Source organism: Paracoccus sp. (in: a-proteobacteria) (assembly GCF_030538695.1).
Lineage (GTDB): Bacteria > Pseudomonadota > Alphaproteobacteria > Rhodobacterales > Rhodobacteraceae > Paracoccus.
Window position 1 is genome coordinate 21,020 of the sequence record NZ_JAUNTN010000006.1, and the last position, 22,797, is coordinate 43,816.

Consider the following 22,797-nt stretch of genomic DNA (forward strand, 5'->3'; position numbering starts at 1 on the left):
GCGGCTCGCCTTCAGAACGCCGCTGCCTTAACCAAAGTTTCCCGGCTTGTGAATGGCGGGCCTGCGCCCTATTGCTGGCGCATGTCTGATGATCTGATCCCCGATGACGCGCCCGAGCAGGGCAACACCGTGTCCGAGCCGCTCAGCCGTGCGATTGGTGAGCGTTACCTGACCTATGCGCTGTCCACGATCATGCACCGGGCGCTGCCCGATGCGCGGGACGGGTTGAAGCCAGTGCATCGGCGCATCCTTTATGCGATGCGCGAATTGCGGCTGGCACCGAACGGGCCGTTCCGCAAATCGGCCAAGATCAGCGGCGATGTGATGGGCAATTATCACCCGCATGGCGACGCGGCGATCTATGATGCGATGGCGCGTCTGGCGCAGGATTTCGCCATGCGTTACCCGTTGGTGGACGGGCAGGGGAACTTTGGCAATATCGACGGCGACAGCCCTGCCGCCAGCCGCTATACCGAAGCCCGCCTTGCTGCGCCGTCCGAGGCGCTTCTGGACGGGCTGGCCGAAGAAGCCGTTGATTTCCGCCCGAATTACGATGGCACCCTGACCGAACCCGTGGTGCTGCCAGCGGCATTCCCGAACCTGTTGTGCAATGGCGCGTCAGGCATCGCCGTGGGCATGGCGACGAATATTCCGCCGCATAACCTGCACGAAGTCATTGACGCCTGCCTGCACCTTATCAAGACCCCGGACGCGCGGGATGACACGCTGGTCAGCCTGGTGCCGGGACCGGATTTCCCGACCGGCGGCGTGCTGGTCGAATCGCCCGAAACCATCCGCGAGGCTTACCGCACCGGGCGCGGCAGCTTCCGCCTGCGCGGGCGCTGGCAGGTCGAGGATCTTGGCCGCGGCCAGTGGCAGATCATCGTGACCGAGATCCCCTATCAAGTTCAGAAATCCAAGCTGATCGAGCGTCTGGCCGAGCTGATCCAGACCAAGAAAATCCCGATTCTGGCTGATGTGCGCGATGAATCCGCCGAGGATATTCGCATCGTTCTGGAACCCCGCACCCGCGCCGTGGACCCGGCGCAGATGATGGCCGCGTTGTTCCGGGTTTCGGACCTTGAGGTGCGGTTCAGCCTGAACATGAATGTGCTGATCGACGGGCGGGTGCCCAAAGTGTGCAGTCTGAAAGAGGTTCTGCGCGCCTTTGTCGATCACCGCCGCGACGTGCTGGTGCGGCGCAGCAATCACCGGCTGGACAAGATCGCGCGGCGGTTGGAGGTTCTGGAAGGCTATCTGATCGCCTATCTGAACCTCGACCGGGTGATCGAGATTATCCGCTATGACGACGATCCCAAGGCCGCGCTGTTGGCAGAAGGCTGGCCGACCGGCGAAGGCGCGGTAGCGCATCTGACCGAGCCGCAGGCCGAGGCGATCCTGAATATGCGCCTGCGCAGTCTGCGCAAGCTGGAGGAAATGGAACTGCGGACCGAACGCGACGGGCTGATTGCCGAGCGTGACGGGCTGCTGGCAATGCTGGCCGACGAATCGGCGCAATGGGGCAAGATTTCCGAGGAACTGCGGGCGATCAGAGCGCAATTCGGGCGCAGCGCCCCCGGCGGTTCCCGCCGCACCGAAATCACCGACAGTCTGGATGAGCAACCCATCGACATGGATGCCATGATCGAGCGCGAGCCGATCACCGTGATTCTGTCGAAAATGGGTTGGATTCGCGCGATGAAGGGCCATCAGCCGCTGGATGCTGAGGTGAAATACCGCGATGGCGACGGCCCCGGTTTTGTCCTGCACGCCGAAACCACTGACAAGCTGATGATCTTTGGCGCGAACGGGCGGTTTTATACCCTGTCCGGCGCCGCTCTGCCCGGCGGGCGCGGCTTGGGTGAGCCGCTGCGGCTGATGGTCGATCTGCCGAATGAGGCAGGGATCATCGACATTTTCCCGTGGCGCGAGGGGACGCGCTATCTTGTGGCCTCGAAAGCGGGAGATGGGTTTGTCGTTGGCGCGTCGGATATTCTGGCGCAGACCAAGACCGGCAAGCAGGTGTTGAATGGCGAGGCGCTGCTGTGCCGCGTGGTCAGCGGCGATCACGTCGCCACCGTGGGCGAAAACCGCAAGATGCTGGTGTTCCCCTTGACCGAACTGCCCGAAATGGCGCGGGGTAAGGGCGTGCGCTTGCAAAAATTCAAGGATGGTGGACTGGCCGATGCCAAATGTATCACGTTGGCCGAAGGCTTGAGCTGGCCTGACCCCGCAGGCCGCACCCGTAGCGAAACCGACCTGAGCGAATGGCTGGGCAAACGTGCTACAGCGGGGCGGATGGCACCGCGCGGGTTCCCGAGGGATAATCGGTTCGGGTGAAAAAGGGGGCTTTGCCCCCTCGGGCTGACGCCCTCACCCCCAGGATATTTAAGTGAAGAAGAAAGGGCCGCCCGGTATGACAGGCGGCCCGCTCTGATTTCAGGCGTAGAGGTTCTGGACGCCGATCTGTTCGTGGATCTGGTTCACGACCTGCTGGTTCAGCCCCATGGCCTGCGCCAGTGCGTGCAGATATTGCGCCTCGGCCTTGCTGTCGAAATCAATCGCCATCAGCGACATCATATAGACCTGCGGGGCCAGACCTTGCGGAACCTCACGGGCCAGCGCCTGTGGATCGACCGGGGCTTTCATCTGTTCCTGAATGAAGGCGCGTTCCTCGTCGTCGATGTCGCCAAGCTGACCCAGAAGGCGCTGCTTCTCGGCGTCGTCGATCTGGCCATCGGCCTTGGCGGCCTGAATCATCGCCTTGAGCATCAGCGCAGCCACGGCGTTCTGATCGGCGGTCGGGGCAACCTCGGGTTCGTTCTGATTCGACAGCGCATCGTTGAACAACTCGCCAAAGGTGGCGTCATTGCTGGCTTGTGCGCCTTTTTGCGCAAGGCTGCCCGCGCCAGCCGCACCGCCCAGCAATCCGCCAAGCAGACCGCCCAAGCCACCCGCCGCAGCACCACCGGCGCTGGCTTTGGTCAGTTGGTCAAGGATGCCGCCGAGGCCGCCCTGCGCACCAGCCGAGTTCGGGCCGCCATAGCGGGTGCCGCGCCCTGCGCCTGCGGACTGACCGCCAAGCACCTGACCCAGCAGGTCGCCAAGCCCACCGCTGCCGGCCTGACGCGACCCCGCCGCGCCGGTGTTATTGCCCAGCAAATCGCCAAGGATACCGCCGCCGGTGGTGCGGCTGCCAGCTTGCGCCTGACCGCCTTTGTTCATCACTGCGCCAATGCCTTTTGCCAGCATCACGCCAGCCGCGACCCGTGCGAGGGTTTTCATCATGCTCATGTCAAATCCTTATCTTTGACGGTGCCGGGGCAATCTTCCGGCCGGTTTGCATCGTGAAACGCTTTGGTCGCCGTTCAGGTTCCGCGTAAAACCCGTTCGGGAAGCCTTGATTTTTCCCGAATCTGATTTTAAGTCGCGGCGGATGCAGAAGACCGGGGCCTTGCGCTTTGCCCCGACGACCTAGGAGGCCCTTATGGCGAAGGCAAAATTTGAACGTACGAAACCGCACGTTAACATTGGCACGATTGGTCACGTTGACCACGGCAAGACGACCCTGACGGCAGCGATCACCAAGTATTTTGGTGATTTCAAGGCGTATGACCAGATTGACGGTGCGCCGGAGGAGAAGGCGCGCGGGATCACGATCTCGACCGCTCACGTTGAGTATGAGTCGGACACCCGCCACTATGCGCACGTCGACTGCCCCGGCCACGCCGACTATGTGAAAAACATGATTACCGGCGCGGCGCAGATGGACGGCGCGATTCTGGTGGTGAACGCCGCTGACGGCCCGATGCCGCAGACCCGCGAACACATCCTGCTGGGCCGTCAGGTCGGCATCCCCTACATGGTCGTTTACCTGAACAAGGTCGATCAGGTGGATGACGAGGAACTGCTGGAACTGGTCGAGATGGAAGTGCGCGAGCTGCTCTCGTCCTACGACTACCCCGGCGACGATATTCCGATCGTCAAGGGCTCGGCTCTGGCCGCTCTGGAAGGCCGCGACCCGGAAATCGGCGAGAACTCGATCCGCGCGCTGATCGCCGCTGTCGACGAATACATCCCGACGCCCGAGCGCGCTGTTGACCAGCCCTTCCTGATGCCGATCGAGGACGTGTTCTCGATCTCGGGCCGCGGGACGGTTGTGACCGGCCGGGTTGAGCGTGGCGCGGTGAACGTGGGCGACGAGTTGGAAATCGTGGGCATCCGCGACACCAAGAAAACCACCTGCACCGGCGTTGAAATGTTCCGCAAGCTGCTGGATCGCGGGGAAGCTGGCGACAACATCGGCGCGCTGCTGCGCGGCATCGACCGTGACGGCGTTGAGCGTGGCCAGGTGCTGTGCAAGCCCGGCTCGGTCAAGCCGCACACCAAGTTCGAGGCCGAGGCCTATATCCTGACCAAGGAAGAAGGCGGCCGCCACACCCCGTTCTTCGCGAACTACCGCCCGCAATTCTACTTCCGCACCACGGACGTGACCGGGACGGTGAAGCTGCCGGAAGGCACCGAGATGGTGATGCCGGGCGACAACCTGAAGTTCGAGGTCGAGCTGATCGCGCCGATCGCGATGGAAGAGAAGCTGCGCTTTGCTATCCGTGAGGGTGGCCGGACTGTCGGCGCGGGCGTTGTGGCGAAGATCATCGAGTGATCTGAGCTACGCTTGAGATGAAGGGGGCCGCCTGCGAGGGCGGCCTTTTTCTTTGGGCGGTGGCTCGGTTGCGGGCGAGGGTGCCTCCGGCGGGGATATTTATGGGACAGGAGAGCGCGGAGAAGGGGGGGCGATGGAAGGCGGGCGCATCGGCAAGTTTCCGCCCATTCGTTCAAAATGCGCAAATAAGTCCGGCAGGGCCAGGAATAATTCCTGTCGCAGATCGTTAACCATTTGAGGTGCGATCAGCCGGAGGGAGAAATGGCCAAGGAAAAGAAGACACAAGGGCAGGAAGCGGCTGCGGTTCCGACGCCGCTGGGGTCAGCCAAAGCGGTCGAAACGATGTTTCGCAATTCGGTTCGGGCCGAGCTGGACATGATCCAGCTTGCGGCGACCAAGGCGAATATCATGATTTCCCTGAACGGGCTGATTATTTCGGCGCTGATGATCTCGGGTGCGTTCATTTTTGCATCTTCGACCACCTTTCTGCTGCCTGCCGGGGTGTTCATGCTGACGGCGGCAGCCTCAATCATTTTTGCCTTGCTGGCGGCCTCGCCCGAGCGGGTGGATATGCTGTCGGGCCTGCGCAACTGGTTGCGTGACTGGCGGGTGGGGCAGGCGGGGGCGCGCGATCTGCGCCGCTATCTGAGCCATTCCGATGAGGACGCGCCCAAGGATCTGAACCTGCTGATCTATCAGGACCGGGTGCGGATGTCGCGCGGTGAATACTGGCAGCGGATGCAGGCTCTGCTGCGTGACCGTGACGACATTTACCACCAGATGAGCGACCACCTGTATTGGCTGGGAGGCATGGCGGACCGCAAGTTCCGGCTGTTGAACGTATCCTATCTGGTGTTTCGCTGGGGGCTTTTGGCCTCGGTCCTGACCTTTCTGGCGATCAAGTCGCTGGCCTTTGTGCTGCCTGCGGGCGGCGACCAGCAGGCGCCCCGGCTGCGCAACCTGGGTATCGCAGAGTTTCAGGATATTTATGAGCCGTCAGCCGTTCAGCAACTTCCCGACGGGCGGATTCTGGTGGTTGAGGATGAGGCCAGCCGCGCCCTTAGTCTGATGACCATTGGTTCCGACGGGCTGCTGGTTGAAGACGCCGCTGCCGATATGCGCCTGACCCGTGGCTTTGGGCGCCGCCTGAACGATCTGGAAGGGCTGTCGGTGGACGATCAGGGCTATATTTACACCGTGACCTCTCATTCGGGGAACAAGGATGGCGAACGCAGCCCCGACCGTGAACAGCTTTTGCGGTTCCGCATCCATGGCAACCAGATCGGGGATATTGCCGCCGTGACGCAGCTGCGCGACTGGCTGGAGGGAGACGCCGCGCTGAAGGCGGCCATCGAGCAGGCCGCAGGTGATAACGTCAGTTTTGATCGGCTGAACATCGAAGGGCTGGCCTATTACAAGCAGAACCAGACCCTGATGCTGGGCATGCGTGAGCCGCTGGCGGCGGGCAAGTCGGTTATCGTCGCCATTACCAACCCGGCCGATATGTTTGAACGCCGCGTCCCGGCGCAATTCGGCCCGCCGGTCCTGCTGGACCTGCAAGGCGGGGGTATCCGGGCGCTGAGCTTTGACAATGTGCTGGGGGCCTTCCTGATCGTGAATGAGATAGAGGGCCATGATAATAATAAATATTCGCAGCTTTGGTCATGGAGCGGCAATGCCGCAGACCCGGCCGAGCCGGTGGCGCTGCCCGACATCATTAACCTCAACAACGTCGAATCCATTGATTCTATCACCATCAATGGTGAATCCCGTCTGCTGCTGATGAGCGATGAGGGAGACCCGAAAAAGAACCGTCCGGCGAAATACATGATGCTGGAATACACGCAGTTGAACCGCTGAATGACCGGCAGGGCGGGCTTGACACAGGCCCGCCAACCCGCCATAAGCGCGCATCGCCGCCGATCAGCAAAGAATCGGTTGCTTTGGGCAAGGCCGTCCGTTATGGGGGCGGCCTGCACTTTTTTATATACGGTTCGACGCTGGCAGCGCGTGGTGTGTTGTCAGCCTCTCAACTGGAACTCCCCGCAAGAGGGAAGTCGCAATGCAAAGCCAGAATATCCGCATCCGGCTCAAGGCGTTTGACTATCGCGTTCTGGACGCCAGCACGCAGGAAATCGTCAACACCGCCAAGCGCACGGGTGCCACCGTTCGCGGCCCGATTCCGCTGCCGAACAAAATCGAGAAATTCACGGTTCTCCGTGGTCCGCACATCGACAAGAAGTCGCGTGACCAGTGGGAAATCCGCACCCACAAGCGCCTGCTGGACATCGTTGATCCGACCCCGCAGACCGTTGACGCGCTGATGAAGCTTGACCTCGCCGCTGGCGTGGATGTCGAGATCAAGGTGTAAGGGGGCGATCATGCTGAGAACTGGTATTATCGCCAAGAAACTGGGCATGACCCGTCTGTTCATGGAAGACGGTCGTCAGGTTCCCGTGACCGTTCTGCAACTGGACGGTCTGCAAGTCGTCGCGCAGCGCACGCAGGACCGCGATGGCTACGTCGCCGTTCAGCTGGGTGCTGGCGAAGCCAAAGCCAAGCGCGTGGCGGCCCCGCTGCGTGGTCACTTTGCCAAGGCCAATGTTGCGCCCAAGCGCAAGATTGCCGAGTTCCGCGTGGCCGAGGAAAACCTGATCCCGGTGGGCGAGGAAATCACTGCTGACCACTATTTCGCGGGTCAGTTCGTGGACATCGCCGGCACCTCGATCGGTAAAGGTTTCGCGGGTGCGATGAAGCGCCACAACTTTGGTGGTCTGCGCGCCTCGCACGGCGTCTCGATCAGCCACCGTTCGCATGGTTCGACCGGCCAGTGCCAGGACCCCGGCAAGGTCTTCAAGGGCAAGAAAATGGCTGGCCATCTGGGTGCCGTCCGCGTGACGACCCAGAACCTGCAAGTGGTGAAAACCGATGCCGACCGTGGCCTGATTATGGTCAAGGGTTCGGTTCCGGGTTCCAAAGGTGGCTGGGTCACGATCAAGGATGCGGTGAAAAAGCCGACCCCGGAAAACGTGATCTACCCCGCCGCGCTGAAATCGGCTGCTGCCGAAGCCAAGCGTCTGGCCGAGGAAGCCGCTGCGCAAGCCGCTGCCGAGGAAGAAGCCGCCCGCAAGGCTGCTGAAGAAGCCGCCGCCGCCGAGCAGGAAGCCGCGCTGAAAGAAGCCGAAGCCTCGATCGAGGCTGATAAGGCTTCCGAAGGCGAAGCCGCGCCCGAAGGAGACAAGTGATGAAACTTGATGTAATCAAGCTGGACGCTGGCAAGGCCGGTTCCATTGAGCTTGCCGATGACATCTTCGGGCTGGAGCCGCGTGCGGACCTTCTGCATCGCGTGGTGCGCTGGCAGCGCGCCCGTGCGCAGCAGGGGACTCACTCGACGCTGGGCAAGTCGGATGTCAGCTACTCGACCAAGAAGATCTATCGCCAGAAAGGCACCGGCGGCGCTCGCCACGGTTCCCGCAAGGCGCCGACCTTCCGCAAGGGTGGTGTCTATAAAGGCCCGGTCCCGCGTTCGCACGCGTTCGACCTGCCGAAAAAGGTGCGCGCTCTGGGTCTGAAACATGCCCTGTCCGCCAAGGCGAATGCCGGTGAACTGGTCGTGATCGAGGATCTGAATCTGGCCGACGCCAAGACCGCCCTCGTTGCGAAGGCTGTCAAGGAAAACGGCTGGAAGCGCGTTCTGGTCATCGACGGTGCCGAAGTGAACGAAAACTTTGCCCGTGCCGCCCGCAACCTCGACGGCATCGACGTGCTGCCCTCGATGGGTGCCAACGTGTATGACATTCTGCGCCGTGATACTCTGGTTATCACCCGCGCCGGTGTCGAAGCTCTGGAGGCTCGCCTGAAATGAGCGCGAAGGCTGAACATTACGACGTGATCCGCAAGCCGATCATCACCGAAAAGGCCACTCTGGTCGGTGAAAACGGGGCTTATGTGTTCGAAGTCGCCACCGATGCGAACAAACCGCAGATCAAATCCGCGGTTGAGGCGCTGTTCGGTGTGACGGTCAAGGCGGTGAACACCACCGTGACCAAAGGCAAAACCAAGCGGTTCCGTGGGATCGCTGGTCGCCGCAGCGACGTGAAGAAAGCCTATGTGACCCTCGAAGCGGGTCAGACCATCGACGTTTCGACCGGTCTTTGATACATGGGCACGAATCGGCGGTCCCGGTGACGGGGCCGCTGGCTTTTTTTGACGAAACGGACCCTTGGGCATGGTGCCCTCTGGGCCAAAGCAACGGAAGACAGAAAGATGGCACTCAAGTCGTATAAACCGACGACGCCTGGCCAGCGCGGGCTGGTTCTGATCGACCGTTCGGAGCTTTGGAAAGGTCGTCCGGTCAAGTCCCTCACCGAGGGTCTGACCAAAAAGGGCGGCCGGAACAACACCGGACGGATCACCATGCGCCGCCAGGGCGGCGGGGCGAAGCGCTTGTATCGCATCGTCGATTTCAAACGCAACAAATTCGACGTGGTGGGCAATGTCCTGCGCATCGAATATGACCCGAACCGCACCGCGTTCATCGCGCTGGTTCAGTATCACGACGGCGAGCAGGCTTATATCCTGGCGCCGCAGCGTCTGGCGGTTGGCGACAAAGTTGTCGCTGGCGCGAAAGTGGACGTGAAGCCGGGCAACGCCATGCCGTTCAGCGGTATGCCGATCGGCACCATTGTTCACAACGTCGAGTTGAAGCCCGGCAAGGGCGGTCAGATCGCCCGTTCGGCTGGCACCTATGCCCAGTTCGTCGGTCGTGACGGTGGCTACGCTCAGATCCGCCTGTCCTCGGGCGAACTGCGTCTGGTCCGTCAGGAATGCATGGCGACCATTGGTGCCGTGTCGAACGCCGACCACTCGAACCAGAACCTCGGTAAAGCTGGTCGCAACCGCCACAAGGGCATTCGCCCGTCCGTGCGCGGTGTCGCCATGAACCCGATCGACCACCCGCATGGTGGTGGTGAGGGCCGGACCTCGGGTGGCCGTACGCCGGTGACGCCTTGGGGTAAGGATACCAAGGGTAAGAAGACCCGCAGCAATAAAGCGACCGACAAGTATATCCTGCGGTCGCGTCACGCGAAGAAGGGGCGTTAATCCATGGCACGTTCTGTTTGGAAAGGCCCTTTCGTTGACGCTTACGTCCTGAAAAAGGCCGAAAAAGCGCGGGAATCGGGCAAGTCGGATGTGATCAAGATCTGGTCGCGCCGCTCGACCATTCTGCCGCAATTCGTTGGCCTGACCTTTGGTGTCTATAACGGGCAAAAGCATATCCCCGTGAACGTCACCGAAGAAATGATCGGCCAGAAGTTCGGTGAATACTCGCCGACCCGGACCTATTATGGTCACGCGGCCGACAAGAAAGCAAAAAGGAAGTAATCGTCATGGGTAAGGAAAAGAATCCGCGCCGCGTGGCGGATAATGAGGCCTTTGCGAAAGCGAAAATGCTGCGCACCTCGCCTCAGAAGCTGAACCTTGTCGCCGGTCTGATCCGCGGCAAGAAGGTCGAGAAGGCTCTGGCCGACCTGACCTTCAGCAAGCGCCGCATCGCTGGCGACGTGAAAAAGGTTCTGCAATCGGCTATCGCCAACGCCGAGAACAACCACGGGCTTGATGTCGATCAGTTGATCGTTGCGGAAGCATGGGTTGGCAAGAACCTCGTTATGAAGCGCGGTCGTCCGCGTGCGCGTGGCCGGTTCGGCAAGATCATGAAGCCGTTCTCGGAAATCACCATCAAGGTCCGTCAGGTTGAAGCTGTTGAGGAGCGTGCGTAATGGGACAGAAGGTTAACCCCATTGGGATGCGTCTTCAGGTCAACCGCACCTGGGACTCGCGCTGGTATGCCGACGACAAGGATTATGGCAACCTGCTGCTGGAAGATCTGAAAATTCGCGATTTCGTCAAGAAAGAAGCGAAGCAGGCCGGCATCAGCAAGGTCATCATCGAGCGTCCGCACAAGAAATGCCGCGTGACCATCCACGCCGCGCGTCCGGGTGTCATCATCGGCAAAAAAGGCGCTGACATCGAAGTTCTGCGCAGCAAGCTGGCGAAACTGACCGACAGCGAACTGCACCTGAACATCGTCGAAGTCCGCAAGCCGGAAGTTGACGCCGCGCTGGTCGCTGAATCCATCGCGCAGCAGCTTGAGCGTCGGGTGTCGTTCCGCCGCGCCATGAAACGCTCGGTGCAAAGTGCCATGCGTATGGGTGCGCTGGGTATTCGTGTGAACGTCGCCGGCCGTCTGGGTGGTGCCGAGATCGCGCGGACCGAATGGTATCGTGAAGGCCGTGTGCCGTTGCATACCCTTCGCGCCGACATCGACTATGCGCTGGCCGAAGCCTCGACCCCCTATGGGATCATCGGCATCAAGGTGTGGATCTTCAAGGGCGAGATCATGGAGCACGATCCGCAGGCGCATGACCGCCGCGCGACCGAGGCTCAGGACGGTCCGGCCCCGCGTGGTCCGCGCCGTGATCGTGACGCCCGGTAAGGAGTAACGATAATGCTGCAACCGAAACGGACGAAGTTCCGCAAACAGTTCAAGGGCCGGATTCACGGCGAAGCCAAGGGCGGGTTCGAACTGAACTTTGGCCACTTTGGCCTGAAAGCCGCCGAGCCCGAGCGTGTGACCGCGCGCCAGATCGAAGCTGCGCGTCGTGCCATCACCCGTCACATGAAGCGTCAGGGCCGGGTCTGGATCCGGATTTTCCCGGACGTGCCGGTTTCCTCGAAGCCGACCGAAGTGCGTATGGGTAAAGGTAAAGGCTCGGTCGATTACTGGGCAGCCCGCGTCCATCCCGGCCGCGTGATGTTCGAAATCGACGGTGTGTCGGAAGAAATCGCGCGTGAGGCTCTGCGCCTCGGTGCGATGAAATTGCCGATCCTGTGCCGCATCGTCGAGCGCACCGACTGGTAAAGGTGGCGCGTGTAAACACGCAGCTATGAAAATAATAGAAGCCCCGCCGAAAGTGGCGGGGCTTTTGTTTTGTAGCTTGCGGGGCAGATCAGGCTGTATCGGCAAAGGATAGTCCGGGCCTACGATTTCTAGCGCAGCTTGAACCCGGTCTTTGTGGCAAAATCACGCAGCTTTTCGCGTCCGCCCATATAATCCATGCTGGTCATGGACTCATGGACACTACTGGTCCATGTCTTCGGCTTCATCCCCTGACCCTCGCGGAATGTCTGATAGGCGGCCTCATACCCGCCAAGCGCTTCGTGATAGCTGTTATGATTATAGCCGTTATGATGCAGCACAACCGATTGCGGCAGGCGAGGGCGTTGGATGCTTTGCCGATTGGGGTCAGGCACACCAAGTGCCATGCCAAATGCGACAAAGCTGTGTGGCGGCAGATCGATGATGTGTGCGACCTCCTCTGCCGCATTGCGCATGACACCCAGAAAGACAATGCCAAGCCCGATGGATTCCGCCGCCAGGGCGGCATTCTGTGCTGCCAGTGCCGTATCGACCGCTGCCATCAAAAAAGAGTCCAGATAGTCCAGGACAAAGGGATCACGGCCCGCGGCCTCTGTCAGACGGGCACTGCGCGACGCGTCCGCGACCCATAGAAGAAGCGCGGCAGCTTCCTCTATCACGCGAATCCGGTCGGTCGGTACGGTGGCAGCAATCGTATCTGCCAGCTTTTGCTTTAACTCGGGGGCGGTTACGCAAACGAGGCTCCATTGTTGCAGGGCAGAAGATGTCGAGGCCGACTGCGCTGCCGCGACCAGAGTTTCCAGTGCCCCAGCGGGCAGGGGATCTGGCAGAAAGGTCCGCACTGACTTGTGTTCCAGCTGTTGCTCAACCACAGGATTCCAAAGAATCCGCTCAGGCTTTGGCTGATCGCCGTAACGCTGGTTCAATAGTCTTTGCTGATGGGCTGTTTGCGGCATCTATGATGTCTCCTGTGTGAAGCGCCCGCCGGACAGGATAGCTGTTGTTCCGGGCGCGCCTGATCTTTGTGCTGTTCGAGATAGCAACGCAAAGAGGGTTTTCAATAAATCTCCTTGCTAACATTGCTGCCGCCCTGTATAGGCAAGCCTTCATCACGAAACTCCACCGGAATCAGGGTGGCCCGGATCGTCCGGGGCCTGCCGGTGATGTTGAAAGGATAGCGCAATGAAAGCGCAGGAACTGAAAGATAAATCGGTCGATCAGCTGAAAGATCAGCTGGTTGCACTGAAAAAAGAGGCGTTCAACCTGCGGTTCCAGCAGGCGACGAACCAGCTCGAATCGACCGCCCGTATGCGTGCCGTGCGCCGCGACGTGGCTCGCGTCAAAACCGTTCTGAACCAAAAGGCCGCTGAAGCGGCTGCGCAAGCGTAAGAGGGGACCGATATGCCCAAACGCATCCTGCAAGGCACCGTCACCTCGGACAAAAACGACCAGACCATCACCGTTCTGGTCGAGCGCCGGTTCAAGCATCCGCTGCTGCAAAAGACCGTGCGGAAGTCCAAGAAATACCGCGCCCATGACGCGGAAAACCAGTTCAAGGTGGGTGACAGCGTTCGCATCGTCGAATGTGCGCCGATCTCGAAGACGAAGCGCTGGACTGTTCTGACGGAACAGTCGGCTTAAGACTGAAATCGAAACCCTGGGGTGAAAATCCCCATAGGTCGGGAGAAACCAAATGATCCAGATGCAGACCAATCTGGATGTCGCTGATAACTCCGGCGCCCGCCGGGTTCAGTGCATCAAGGTCCTGGGTGGTTCGCACCGTCGCTATGCGTCGGTCGGCGATATCATCGTGGTGTCCGTCAAGGAAGCCATCCCGCGGGGCCGGGTGAAGAAGGGTGACGTGCGCAAAGCCGTCGTCGTTCGCACCGCCAAAGAAGTGAAACGCGAAGACGGTACCTCGATCCGCTTCGACCAGAACGCTGCCGTCATCCTGAACAACCAGGGCGAGCCGGTTGGCACCCGTATCTTCGGGCCGGTCGTGCGCGAGCTGCGCGCGAAGAACTTCATGAAGATCATCTCGCTCGCGCCGGAGGTGCTGTAATGGCTGCCAAGCTGAAAAAAGGCGACAAGGTCGTCGTGCTGGCCGGTAAGGACAAGGGCAAGCAGGGCGAAATCACCGCCGTTATGCCCAAGGACAACAAGGCCATCGTGGACGGCGTGAACGTCGCGATCCGTCACACCCGTCAGTCGCAGACCTCGCAGGGTGGTCGCGTGGCGAAAGCCATGCCGATCGACCTTTCGAATCTGGCGCTGCTGGACAAGAACGGCAAAGCGACCCGTGTTGGCTTCCGCGTGGAAGGCGACAAGAAAGTGCGCTTTGCCAAGACCACGGGGGACGTGATCTGATGTTGGACCAAGCAACCTACACCCCGCGCCTGAAGACGCTGTTCAAGGACAAGATCCGCGCAGCCCTGAAGGAAGAATTCGGCTATAAAAATGACATGCAGATCCCGCGTCTGGACAAGATCGTCCTAAACATGGGCGTCGGCGAGGCTGTCAAGGACACCAAAAAGGTCAAGCAGGCCTCGGAAGAACTGTCCCTGATCGCTGGTCAGAAAGCCGTCATCACCAAGGCGAAAAAGTCGATCGCAGGCTTCCGCGTCCGTGAAGAAATGCCGCTGGGAACCAAAGTGACCCTGCGCGGCGACCGGATGTATGAATTCCTGGACCGCCTGATCAACATTGCGCTGCCCCGCGTCCGCGACTTCCGCGGCGTGAAAGGCACCTCGTTTGATGGCCGCGGCAACTACGCCATGGGTCTGAAAGAGCATATCGTTTTCCCGGAAATCAACTTCGACAAGGTCGATGAGGTTCTGGGGATGGACATCATCATCACCACCACCGCGAAAACCGATGCGGAAGCCAAGGCGCTGTTGAAGCATTTCAACATGCCCTTCAACAGCTGATCGCGGGAGGAGAGAAAATGGCCAAAAAATCTATGGTTGAACGCCAGAAAAAGCGTGAGAAACTGGTTGCGAAATTCGCCCAGAAGCGCGCTGATCTGAAAGCGGTCATCGAGAATCAAGACCTGCCGATGGAAGAGCGTTTCAAGGCTTCGCTGAAGCTGGCTGAACTGCCGCGCAACTCGTCGGAAACCCGCCTGCGCAACCGCTGCCAGCTCACCGGCCGGCCGCGTGCGTATTACCGCAAACTGAAACTGTCGCGGATCATGCTGCGCGAGCTTGGCTCGAACGGTCAGGTTCCGGGTCTGGTCAAATCCAGCTGGTAAGGGGCGAATTATGTCGATGAACGATCCTCTCGGCGATATGCTGACCCGCATCCGCAATGCGCAGATGCGTGGCAAATCGACCGTCCGCACCCCGGCCTCCAAGCTGCGCGCTTGGGTTCTGGACGTGCTGCAATCCGAAGGCTACATCCGTGGCTATGAGCCGGTGACGACCGATGCTGGTCACTCGGAACTGGAAATCAGCCTGAAATATTTTGAAGGCACTCCGGTTATCCGTGAACTGGCCCGCGTGTCCAAGCCGGGCCGCCGCGTTTACGCCGGCGCTCAGGAAATCCCGGTGGTCCGCAACGGTCTCGGCGTTTCCATTGTCTCGACCCCGAAAGGTGTCATGTCTGATGCAGCGGCTCGCAGCGCCAACGTTGGCGGCGAAGTTCTCTGCACCGTGTTCTAAGGAGGGCAGGAATGTCTCGGATTGGTAAAAAGCCGGTCGAACTGCCCAAGGGCGTGACCGCCGAGATCAAAGGTCAGACGATCGAAGTGAAAGGGCCGAAAGGCACCCGCAGCTTCACCGCGACCGATGATGTCGATCTGGTGCTGGAAGACGGCAAGGTTTCGGTCAAACCGCGTGGGCTGTCCAAGCGTGCGCGTCAGCAGTGGGGCATGACCCGCTCGATGATCGAGAACCTGGCCACCGGCGTCAGCGAGGGCTTCAAGAAAGAGCTTGAGATTCAGGGTGTTGGTTATCGTGCCAACATGCAGGGCAAGACCCTGAAACTGTCTCTGGGCTACAGCCACGAAGTCAACTTCGAAACCCCGGAAGGCGTGACCATCACCGCCCCGAAACAGACGGAGATCGTCGTTGAGGGCATCGACCAGCAGCTTGTTGGTCAGGTGGCTGCGAACATCCGTGAGTGGCGTCGTCCCGAGCCCTATAAGGGCAAAGGTATCCGCTATAAGGGTGAATTCGTCTTCCGTAAGGAAGGTAAGAAGAAGTAAGGACGCGAGAAATGGCACTGAAAAAGCAAGAGCTGTTCCAGAAGCGCCGTCTGCGCGTTCGGAACAAACTGCGTGCGACCTCGGATGGTCGCCCGCGCCTGTCGGTTCACCGGTCGTCCAAGAACATCAGCGTTCAGCTGATCGACGATGTGAAAGGCGTGACCCTGGCTGCGGCCAGCTCGCTGGAAAAAGACCTTGGTGTGGTCGGCAAGAACAACGTCGAGGCGGCTGCGAAAGTCGGTTCGGCCATTGCAGAGCGTGCGAAAGCTGCTGGCGTGGAAAACGTGGTCTTCGACCGTGGCGGTTTCCTGTTCCACGGCAAGATCAAGGCTCTGGCCGATGCTGCCCGCGAAGGCGGTCTGAAGTTCTGAACCCATGCGGGCGGCATTTGTGCCGCTCCGATGATCCGGGGGCCTGCCACTGCGCAGGCCCACTTGGATTGACATTAACGGCGCGGCCTCGCGCCAATCATAAAGGAATGCCATATGGCAGAACGTGAAAACCGCCGGGACCGTCGCCGCGAAGAGCGTGAGGAAACCCCGGAGTTTGCCGACCGTTTGGTGGCGATCAACCGTGTGTCGAAAACCGTGAAAGGTGGTAAACGCTTTGGCTTTGCCGCTCTGGTGGTTGTTGGCGATCAGCGTGGCCGTGTCGGTTTCGGCAAGGGCAAGGCGAAAGAAGTGCCGGAAGCTATCCGTAAGGCAACCGAGCAGGCCAAGCGCAACATGATCCGCGTGCCGCTGCGCGATGGTCGCACGCTGCACCACGACATCGAGGGCCGCCATGGCGCTGGCAAGGTCGTGATGCGGACCGCCGTTCCGGGGACCGGGATCATCGCCGGTGGTCCAATGCGCGCTGTGTTCGAGATGCTGGGCGTTCAGGATGTTGTGGCGAAATCGCTGGGTTCGCAGAACCCCTACAACATGATCCGCGCCACCATCGACGGTCTGAAAGCCGAAGCCTCGCCCCGCTCGGTGGCGCAGCGTCGCGGCAAAAAGGTTGCCGACATTCTGGGCAATAACGACAAGCCGGCAGAAGCCGAAGCTGTTGAGGCGTAAGGGGATAAGTCATGGCTAAAACCATCGTCGTCAAGCAGATCGGCAGCCCGATCCGTCGCCCCGCCATCCAGCGCGAAACGCTGAAAGGCTTGGGCCTGAACAAGATGAACCGCACTCGTGAGTTGCAGGACACCCCTGCAATCCGTGGCATGGTCGCCAAGATCCCGCATCTGGTGCAGATCATCGAAGAAAAGGACTAAGATCAGGCCGGGGCAACCCGGCCTTTCCTTTTGCCGCGCCTAGTTTCGTAACAAGGCGCGGCATTTCATTAAAATTGAAATGAAAAAATCCTGAGGCGGCCGTTTTCCGCTCCCGCATTAACCGCTGGTTAAGGATTTTGCGCATAGGTTGGGGCAAGTCGTTTATGGATGCCCGCTCGTGCGATTCGGATGGTTGCTTTCTCTTGTGTTGCTGGTCTTTGAGGCCGGTGCTTCGTTCGCGGGGCCTTGGCCGCGTGCGGAAGGGGGGATGTTCCTATCCTTCTCTGTCGAGGGGGATCGTGACGGCAATCACTACATTGGGTCTTATGGCGAATATGGCCTGAAGGATCGAAGACACCTGATTCTGGAGTTCGGGCGCAGCAGCGGTGGCGAAAGGCGGGGACTGGCCAGCCTGCAATGGGCGCTGGACGACGGGCAGGGGGCTGATCGGCTGGCGGTATCGCTGGGGCTGGGGGCGTTGCATCGGGACGGGCAGACTCGCCCGATGGCACAGATTGCGGCAGGTTGGGGGCGTGGTTTCGATGGGCCCATGCCGGGTTGGATCAGTGCCGAATCGCGGCTGCGGGTGACGGGGGACATGGCCGCAAGTGTGGCCAATTACAGTTTGCCCTATATGACCCCCAAGGTTGCGAGTCATTTGGATGTGACGCTTGGCCTACGGCCCTGGCTGGGGTGGATGCTGGTCAATCAGCTTCGGTTTGAACGACGTGAGGATAGCGGCTTTTCCAGCAAGCTGGCGGTTTCGGGGCTGCGTGATCTGATTGGCCCGGCAAAACTGGAAATCGGGGTGATCGTGCCTTTGTCGGGCGCGGGGGAGGGGGCCATGAAAATTGGCACATGGGTCGCATTTTAGCCGAAGGCTTGGCGGTGCTGGCTGTTGCGGTCGCAAACCTTTGCCGCTAAAAGGGCGGCTGGAATCGGCTGCCGGTTCTGTAACCAACAAGAAATGCCGTGTCTGTCCCTTTGCTTCGCGGGATGGTTCCGGCTTTAGGAGAAGCACATGAAACTGCATGAAATCCGCGATAACGAAGGTGCCAACCGCAAGAAAAAGCGCGTTGCCCGTGGTCCCGGTTCGGGCAAGGGTAAGACAGCTGGCCGCGGTATCAAAGGTCAGACCTCGCGTTCGGGCGTGGCGCTGAACGGTTATGAAGGCGGTCAGATGCCGCTGTATCGCCGCCTGCCCAAGCGCGGCTTTACCAAGCCGAACGCGCTGAAGTTCGCCGTGGTCAACCTGGGCCAGCTGCAAGCCTTTGTCGATGCGGGCAAGCTGACCGCTGGTGATGTGTCCGAAGACGCACTGGTTGAAGCGGGCGTTGTGCGCCGCAAGCTGGACGGTGTGCGCGTTCTGGCCAAAGGCGAGCTGAAAGCCGCTCTGAACCTGACTGTTGCCGGCGCATCCAAAGCTGCGATTGCGGCTGTCGAAAAGGCTGGCGGCAAAGTAACCGTCACCACCCCGGCCAAAGCCGAGGCGGCGGAATAAGACCCGGTTGCCCATTGTGGCGGGGCGCAGGCCCCGCTACATAGACCGCAAGTTTTCCTAGCGCCGCGGGATCGGGAAACCGTCCGGCGGCGCTGCCATGAAAGAGGCTTCACATGGCGTCAGCCGCTGAACAGATGGCCGCAAACCTGTCCTGGGGGACGTTTGCCAAGGCCACCGAACTTCGCCAGCGCATCTGGTTTACGATTGGTTTGCTGATTATTTACCGTCTTGGCACCTATATTCCGGTGCCGGGGATCGACGGTGCAGCCCTGCGCAGCTTTATGGATCAGGCGCAGACAGGCATTGGTGGCATCATGTCGATGTTCACCGGCGGCGCGCTGTCGCGGATGGGGATTTTCGCGCTGGGGATCATGCCCTATATCAGCGCGTCGATCATCGTTCAGCTTTTGACGGCGATGGTGCCTTCGCTTGAGCAGCTCAAGAAAGAGGGCGAGCAGGGTCGCAAGAAGATTAACCAATATACACGCTATGGCACGGTCGCGCTGGCGCTGTTCCAGGCCTATGGTCTGGCGCGAAGCCTTGAGGTCGGCGGCATGGCGCATGATCCGGGGCTGTTCTTTCAGGCCACGGTGGTGATTACGCTGGTTGGCGGCACCATGTTCCTGATGTGGCTGGGTGAGCAGATCACCGCGCGCGGCATCGGTAACGGCATTTCGCTGATTATCTTTGTCGGTATCGTTGCGGAAATCCCCGGCCATCTGGCGCAACTGTTTGAACAGGGCCGGATCGGCGCGATCTCGACCCCGGTTATTCTGGGCATTGCGGCGCTGATTGTCGTGGTCATGGCCTTTGTCGTGTTCATGGAACGCGCCCTGCGCAAGATCCACATTCAATATCCGCGGCGTCAGGTCGGGATGAAGGTCTATGACGGCCAGTCCAGCCACCTGCCGATCAAGGTTAACCCGGCAGGGGTGATTCCGGCGATCTTTGCCAGTTCGTTGCTGCTGCTGCCAATCACGATTTCGACCTTTTCAGGCAATCAGACCGGGCCGGTCATGTCCACGATTCTGGCCTATTTCAGCCCCGGTCAGGTGCTGTATCTGGTATTCTTTGCCGCGATGATCGTGTTTTTCAGCTACTTCTATACGCAGAATGTGGCGTTCAAATCCGATGATGTGGCCGAGAATCTCAAGAATCAGGGTGGCTTTATCCCCGGTATTCGTCCCGGCAAGCGGACCGAGGAATATCTGGACTATGTGGTGAACCGCGTGCTGGTGATCGGCTCTGCCTATCTGGCGCTGGTCTGTCTGCTGCCTGAGTTCATCCGCGATTTCTGGCAGGTGCCGTTCTATTTCGGCGGGACGTCTGTTCTGATCGTGGTTTCGGTGACGATGGATACGATCAATCAGGTGCAAAGCCACTTGCTTGCGCATCAATATGAAGGTCTGATCGAAAAGTCGCAGCTTCGCGGTCGCCGCAAACCGGGCGAGCGTAAGCCACGCAAGGCGCCCGCGCGGCGCTGATACAAGAGGGAGAGAGGGACCATGACCGTTAACATCATTCTGCTTGGCCCGCCGGGTGCCGGCAAAGGCACGCAGGCCCGCCGTCTGGTTGAGGAGCGCGGCCTGGTCCAGCTTTCCACCGGCGATATGTTGCGCGAGGCCCGGTCCTCGGGGACTGAAATGGGCAAGGTCGTGGCCGAGGTCATGGACAAGGGGCAGTTGGTCACGGATGAAATCGTGATCGGGCTGATCCGCGAAAAGCTGGCGGATAGCGCGGCCAATGGCTTTATCTTTGACGGCTTTCCGCGCACTTTGGCGCAGGCCGATGCACTGGATGATCTGATGGCCGAGCAGGGTGCGCAGATCAATGCCGTGATTGAAATGCAGGTCGATGACACGGCGCTGGTCAAGCGCATCACCGGGCGCTTTACCTGCGGAAATTGCGGCGAGGTTTACCACGATGAAACCAAACCGACCGCCAAGCCGGGCGTTTGCGATGTCTGTGGTTCGGATGATCTGCGCCGCCGTGCCGATGACAATGAGGACAGCCTGAAAACCCGGCTGTTGGAATATTACAAGAAAACCTCGCCGCTGATCGGCTATTACTATGCCAAGGGCAAGCTGCGGCCAGTCGATGGCCTGGCGGCGATGGATGATGTGGCTGCGCAGACCGCACAGATCATGGACAGCCTGTAGGGGCGGGGTTGACAGCTCTGCGTTAAACCTATACGCGCAAGCATCCCATCAGGGAATCGCACCCATTCGGGGTGCAGCGATTCGGCCCGAAGGCAGAGCTTTCGGGCCTTCGGTTGTGAAAAAAGGTTCCGGTGCTACGGAATCGCAACATAAGGACAGCACATGGCTCGTATTGCCGGTGTCAATATTCCGACGGGGAAACGTGTCCCCATCGCTTTGACTTATATCCACGGGATTGGTCCCGCCTTTGCCGAGCAGATCTGCGAAGGTGTCGGCATCGAACGCACCCGTCGCGTGAATGAGCTTTCGGACGCCGAAGTTCTGCAAATCCGCGAATACATCGACGCGAACCTGACGGTTGAGGGCGACCTGCGCCGCGAAACCCAAATGAACATCAAGCGTATGATGGATCTGGGTTCCTATCGTGGCCTGCGTCACCGTCGCGGTCTGCCGGTGCGTGGTCAGCGGACCCACACCAATGCCCGCACCCGTAAAGGCCCGGCAAAACCCATCGCTGGCAAGAAGAAATAAGGGGACCGGACATGGCTCGTGATAAGGTTCGCACCAAGCGTAAAGAGCGCAAGAACATCGCCGCTGGCGTGGCGCATGTGAACAGCTCGTTCAACAACACCAAAATCCTGATCTCTGACGTGCAGGGCAATGCGATCTCGTGGTCGTCGGCAGGCACCATGGGCTTCAAGGGTTCGCGGAAATCGACCCCCTATGCCGCGCAGTTGGCCGCCGAAGATGCGGGCCGCAAGGCACAGGAACATGGCGTGAAAACGCTGGAGGTTGAGGTTCAGGGTCCGGGTTCGGGCCGTGAATCGGCGCTGCGCGCGCTGGCCGCTGTCGGGTTCAACATCACGGCGATCCGTGACGTGACCCCGATCGCGCATAATGGCTGCCGCCCGCCGAAGCGCCGCCGCGTCTAAGGCAAAAACTGTTACGCCGGTCCGCCTTTCGGGCGGTCCGGTGCTTTTCGCATTTCACCTCGGGCGTTTCCGGCCCCGGACATGAGCCGGAAACAGGAATGGAGGCACACGCATGTTCGAAAAGAATTGGGCCGAATTGATCAAGCCGACGCAGCTTGACGTGAAGCCGGGCGCCGATCCCACCCGCACCGCGACCGTGGTTGCGGAACCGCTGGAGCGGGGCTTTGGCCTGACCCTTGGCAACGCGCTGCGCCGGGTGCTGATGTCGTCGTTGCAAGGCGGTGCGATCACCAGCGTTCAGATCGACAACGTGCTGCATGAGTTTTCTTCGGTCGCCGGGGTGCGTGAGGATGTCACCGACATCGTTCTGAACCTCAAGGGCGTGACGCTGAAAATGGATGTGGATGGCGTCAAGCGCCTGACCCTCTCGGCCAAAGGTCCGGGCGAGGTCAAGGCTGGCGACATTCAGGAAACTGCTGGTATCACCATCCTGAACCGGGACCATGTGATCTGCCATCTGGACGATGGTGCCGAGGTCAACATGGAGCTGACCGTGACCACCGGCAAGGGCTATGTTTCGGCCGACAAGAACCGCCCGGAAGATGCGCCCATCGGGTTGATTCCGATTGATGCGATTTTCTCGCCGGTCAAGCGTGTCAGCTATGACGTTCAGCCGACCCGCGAAGGTCAGGTTCTGGACTATGACAAGCTGACGATGAAGGTTGAAACCGACGGTTCGGTGACGCCCGAGGACGCTGTGGCCTATGCGGCGCGCATCCTGCAAGATCAGCTTTCGGTGTTCGTGAACTTTGACGAACCCGAGCAGGCTGGCCGTCAGGACAACGAGGACGGGCTGGAATTCGATCCGCGCCTGCTGAAAAAGGTTGACGAGCTGGAACTGTCGGTGCGTTCGGCCAACTGCCTGAAAAACGACAATATCGTCTATATCGGTGATCTGATCCAGAAAACCGAGGCCGAGATGCTGCGGACCCCGAACTTTGGCCGCAAGTCCTTGAATGAAATCAAGGAAGTGCTGTCGGGCATGGGCCTGCATCTGGGTATGGATGTGGTCGATTGGCCGCCGGAAAACATCGAAGATCTGGCCAAGCGTTTCGACGACCAGTTTTAAGAAATAGCGGC

At 60.1% G+C, this 22,797-nt stretch carries 32 protein-coding genes; 30 read left to right on the top strand and 2 right to left on the bottom strand.

Annotated features, from left to right (window positions below; all coding sequences use genetic code 11):
• Positions 1–81 precede the first annotated feature (81 nt).
• Positions 82–2,340: a DNA topoisomerase IV subunit A gene (parC, locus tag Q4G24_RS04365; RefSeq protein WP_303365289.1), complete on the top strand. Its 2,259-nt coding sequence runs from the start codon at positions 82–84 to the stop codon at positions 2,338–2,340.
• 99 nt (positions 2,341–2,439) lie between these two features.
• Here the strand turns inward: parC and Q4G24_RS04370 are convergent, their stop codons facing one another.
• Positions 2,440–3,294, bottom strand: a complete 855-nt coding sequence (locus Q4G24_RS04370) for a tellurite resistance TerB family protein (RefSeq protein WP_303365290.1) — start codon at positions 3,292–3,294, stop codon at positions 2,440–2,442.
• Positions 3,295–3,487: 193 nt separating this feature from the next.
• On the opposite strand from Q4G24_RS04370, the gene tuf reads away from it, so the two are divergent.
• The 11 genes from tuf to rplP all read left to right on the top strand — a co-directional run bounded on the left by tuf (position 3,488) and on the right by rplP (position 11,585).
• Entirely contained in the window at positions 3,488–4,663 is a 1,176-nt protein-coding gene (gene tuf / locus Q4G24_RS04375; RefSeq protein WP_303365291.1) for an elongation factor Tu, read from the top strand.
• Between the two features lie 261 nt (positions 4,664–4,924).
• Positions 4,925–6,523: a DUF3616 domain-containing protein gene (locus Q4G24_RS04380; protein ID WP_303365292.1), complete on the top strand. Its 1,599-nt coding sequence runs from the start codon at positions 4,925–4,927 to the stop codon at positions 6,521–6,523.
• A gap of 202 nt (positions 6,524–6,725) precedes the next feature.
• Complete coding sequence (gene rpsJ, locus Q4G24_RS04385; RefSeq protein WP_042247848.1) at positions 6,726–7,034, top strand: 30S ribosomal protein S10; 309 nt, start codon at positions 6,726–6,728, stop codon at positions 7,032–7,034.
• A 10-nt stretch (positions 7,035–7,044) separates the two neighbouring features.
• Positions 7,045–7,908, top strand: coding sequence for a 50S ribosomal protein L3 (rplC, locus tag Q4G24_RS04390; RefSeq protein ID WP_303365293.1), 864 nt, complete (start codon positions 7,045–7,047; stop codon positions 7,906–7,908).
• Complete coding sequence (gene rplD / locus Q4G24_RS04395; protein WP_303365294.1) at positions 7,908–8,528, top strand: 50S ribosomal protein L4; 621 nt, start codon at positions 7,908–7,910, stop codon at positions 8,526–8,528. The genes rplC and rplD overlap by 1 nt, the downstream gene beginning before the upstream one ends.
• The gene (locus Q4G24_RS04400; RefSeq protein ID WP_303365295.1) at positions 8,525–8,821 is read left to right on the top strand and encodes a 50S ribosomal protein L23; all 297 of its coding nucleotides are present in this window, start codon (positions 8,525–8,527) and stop codon (positions 8,819–8,821) included. Before rplD ends, Q4G24_RS04400 begins: the two co-directional genes overlap by 4 nt.
• A gap of 108 nt (positions 8,822–8,929) precedes the next feature.
• Positions 8,930–9,766, top strand: coding sequence for a 50S ribosomal protein L2 (gene rplB, locus Q4G24_RS04405; RefSeq protein ID WP_303365296.1), 837 nt, complete (start codon positions 8,930–8,932; stop codon positions 9,764–9,766).
• Positions 9,767–9,769: 3 nt separating this feature from the next.
• The gene (rpsS, locus tag Q4G24_RS04410; protein ID WP_303365297.1) at positions 9,770–10,048 is read left to right on the top strand and encodes a 30S ribosomal protein S19; all 279 of its coding nucleotides are present in this window, start codon (positions 9,770–9,772) and stop codon (positions 10,046–10,048) included.
• Between the two features lie 5 nt (positions 10,049–10,053).
• A complete protein-coding gene (rplV, locus tag Q4G24_RS04415) occupies positions 10,054–10,443 on the top strand; it encodes a 50S ribosomal protein L22 (RefSeq protein WP_303365298.1) in 390 nt (129 codons plus the stop codon).
• Positions 10,443–11,159, top strand: a complete 717-nt coding sequence (rpsC, locus tag Q4G24_RS04420) for a 30S ribosomal protein S3 (RefSeq protein ID WP_303365299.1) — start codon at positions 10,443–10,445, stop codon at positions 11,157–11,159. The genes rplV and rpsC overlap by 1 nt, the downstream gene beginning before the upstream one ends.
• 12 nt (positions 11,160–11,171) lie before the next feature.
• Entirely contained in the window at positions 11,172–11,585 is a 414-nt protein-coding gene (gene rplP, locus Q4G24_RS04425) for a 50S ribosomal protein L16 (RefSeq protein ID WP_303365300.1), read from the top strand.
• A gap of 128 nt (positions 11,586–11,713) precedes the next feature.
• Here rplP and Q4G24_RS04430 read toward each other — a convergent pair whose 3' ends face one another.
• Entirely contained in the window at positions 11,714–12,445 is a 732-nt protein-coding gene (locus Q4G24_RS04430; protein WP_303365301.1) for a nitroreductase family protein, read from the bottom strand.
• A gap of 340 nt (positions 12,446–12,785) precedes the next feature.
• On the opposite strand from Q4G24_RS04430, the gene rpmC reads away from it, so the two are divergent.
• The 18 genes from rpmC (at position 12,786) to Q4G24_RS04520 (ending at position 22,786) form a co-directional block, all read left to right on the top strand.
• Entirely contained in the window at positions 12,786–12,992 is a 207-nt protein-coding gene (gene rpmC / locus Q4G24_RS04435) for a 50S ribosomal protein L29 (protein ID WP_303365302.1), read from the top strand.
• A gap of 12 nt (positions 12,993–13,004) precedes the next feature.
• Positions 13,005–13,244: a 30S ribosomal protein S17 gene (rpsQ, locus tag Q4G24_RS04440; RefSeq protein ID WP_303365303.1), complete on the top strand. Its 240-nt coding sequence runs from the start codon at positions 13,005–13,007 to the stop codon at positions 13,242–13,244.
• 52 nt (positions 13,245–13,296) lie between these two features.
• Positions 13,297–13,665: a 50S ribosomal protein L14 gene (gene rplN / locus Q4G24_RS04445; RefSeq protein ID WP_036703723.1), complete on the top strand. Its 369-nt coding sequence runs from the start codon at positions 13,297–13,299 to the stop codon at positions 13,663–13,665.
• Complete coding sequence (rplX, locus tag Q4G24_RS04450) at positions 13,665–13,970, top strand: 50S ribosomal protein L24 (protein ID WP_303365304.1); 306 nt, start codon at positions 13,665–13,667, stop codon at positions 13,968–13,970. Before rplN ends, rplX begins: the two co-directional genes overlap by 1 nt.
• Positions 13,970–14,530: a 50S ribosomal protein L5 gene (rplE, locus tag Q4G24_RS04455; protein WP_303365305.1), complete on the top strand. Its 561-nt coding sequence runs from the start codon at positions 13,970–13,972 to the stop codon at positions 14,528–14,530. The genes rplX and rplE overlap by 1 nt, the downstream gene beginning before the upstream one ends.
• A 17-nt stretch (positions 14,531–14,547) precedes the next feature.
• A complete protein-coding gene (rpsN, locus tag Q4G24_RS04460) occupies positions 14,548–14,853 on the top strand; it encodes a 30S ribosomal protein S14 (protein ID WP_303365306.1) in 306 nt (101 codons plus the stop codon).
• Positions 14,854–14,863: 10 nt separating this feature from the next.
• Positions 14,864–15,262, top strand: coding sequence for a 30S ribosomal protein S8 (gene rpsH / locus Q4G24_RS04465; RefSeq protein WP_303365307.1), 399 nt, complete (start codon positions 14,864–14,866; stop codon positions 15,260–15,262).
• Positions 15,263–15,273: 11 nt separating this feature from the next.
• Positions 15,274–15,807 (top strand): 50S ribosomal protein L6, encoded by a 534-nt coding sequence (gene rplF, locus Q4G24_RS04470; RefSeq protein ID WP_303365308.1) that lies wholly within the window; start codon positions 15,274–15,276, stop codon positions 15,805–15,807.
• A gap of 11 nt (positions 15,808–15,818) precedes the next feature.
• Positions 15,819–16,178, top strand: a complete 360-nt coding sequence (gene rplR / locus Q4G24_RS04475; RefSeq protein WP_303365309.1) for a 50S ribosomal protein L18 — start codon at positions 15,819–15,821, stop codon at positions 16,176–16,178.
• 114 nt (positions 16,179–16,292) lie between these two features.
• A complete protein-coding gene (gene rpsE / locus Q4G24_RS04480; RefSeq protein ID WP_303365310.1) occupies positions 16,293–16,865 on the top strand; it encodes a 30S ribosomal protein S5 in 573 nt (190 codons plus the stop codon).
• 11 nt (positions 16,866–16,876) lie between these two features.
• Positions 16,877–17,065 (top strand): 50S ribosomal protein L30, encoded by a 189-nt coding sequence (gene rpmD / locus Q4G24_RS04485; RefSeq protein WP_303365311.1) that lies wholly within the window; start codon positions 16,877–16,879, stop codon positions 17,063–17,065.
• 268 nt (positions 17,066–17,333) lie between these two features.
• A complete protein-coding gene (locus Q4G24_RS04490; protein WP_303365312.1) occupies positions 17,334–17,939 on the top strand; it encodes a hypothetical protein in 606 nt (201 codons plus the stop codon).
• Between the two features lie 147 nt (positions 17,940–18,086).
• A complete protein-coding gene (gene rplO, locus Q4G24_RS04495; protein ID WP_303365313.1) occupies positions 18,087–18,566 on the top strand; it encodes a 50S ribosomal protein L15 in 480 nt (159 codons plus the stop codon).
• Between the two features lie 113 nt (positions 18,567–18,679).
• Entirely contained in the window at positions 18,680–20,050 is a 1,371-nt protein-coding gene (gene secY, locus Q4G24_RS04500; RefSeq protein ID WP_303365314.1) for a preprotein translocase subunit SecY, read from the top strand.
• A gap of 21 nt (positions 20,051–20,071) precedes the next feature.
• Positions 20,072–20,725: an adenylate kinase gene (locus tag Q4G24_RS04505; protein WP_303365315.1), complete on the top strand. Its 654-nt coding sequence runs from the start codon at positions 20,072–20,074 to the stop codon at positions 20,723–20,725.
• Between the two features lie 162 nt (positions 20,726–20,887).
• Positions 20,888–21,256, top strand: coding sequence for a 30S ribosomal protein S13 (rpsM, locus tag Q4G24_RS04510; RefSeq protein WP_303365316.1), 369 nt, complete (start codon positions 20,888–20,890; stop codon positions 21,254–21,256).
• Positions 21,257–21,267: 11 nt separating this feature from the next.
• Positions 21,268–21,657: a 30S ribosomal protein S11 gene (gene rpsK, locus Q4G24_RS04515; RefSeq protein ID WP_303365317.1), complete on the top strand. Its 390-nt coding sequence runs from the start codon at positions 21,268–21,270 to the stop codon at positions 21,655–21,657.
• A 112-nt stretch (positions 21,658–21,769) separates the two neighbouring features.
• On the top strand, positions 21,770–22,786 hold the full coding sequence (locus Q4G24_RS04520; RefSeq protein WP_303365318.1) for a DNA-directed RNA polymerase subunit alpha: 1,017 nt from the start codon (positions 21,770–21,772) through the stop codon (positions 22,784–22,786).
• The last annotated feature ends 11 nt before the right edge of the window (positions 22,787–22,797 follow it).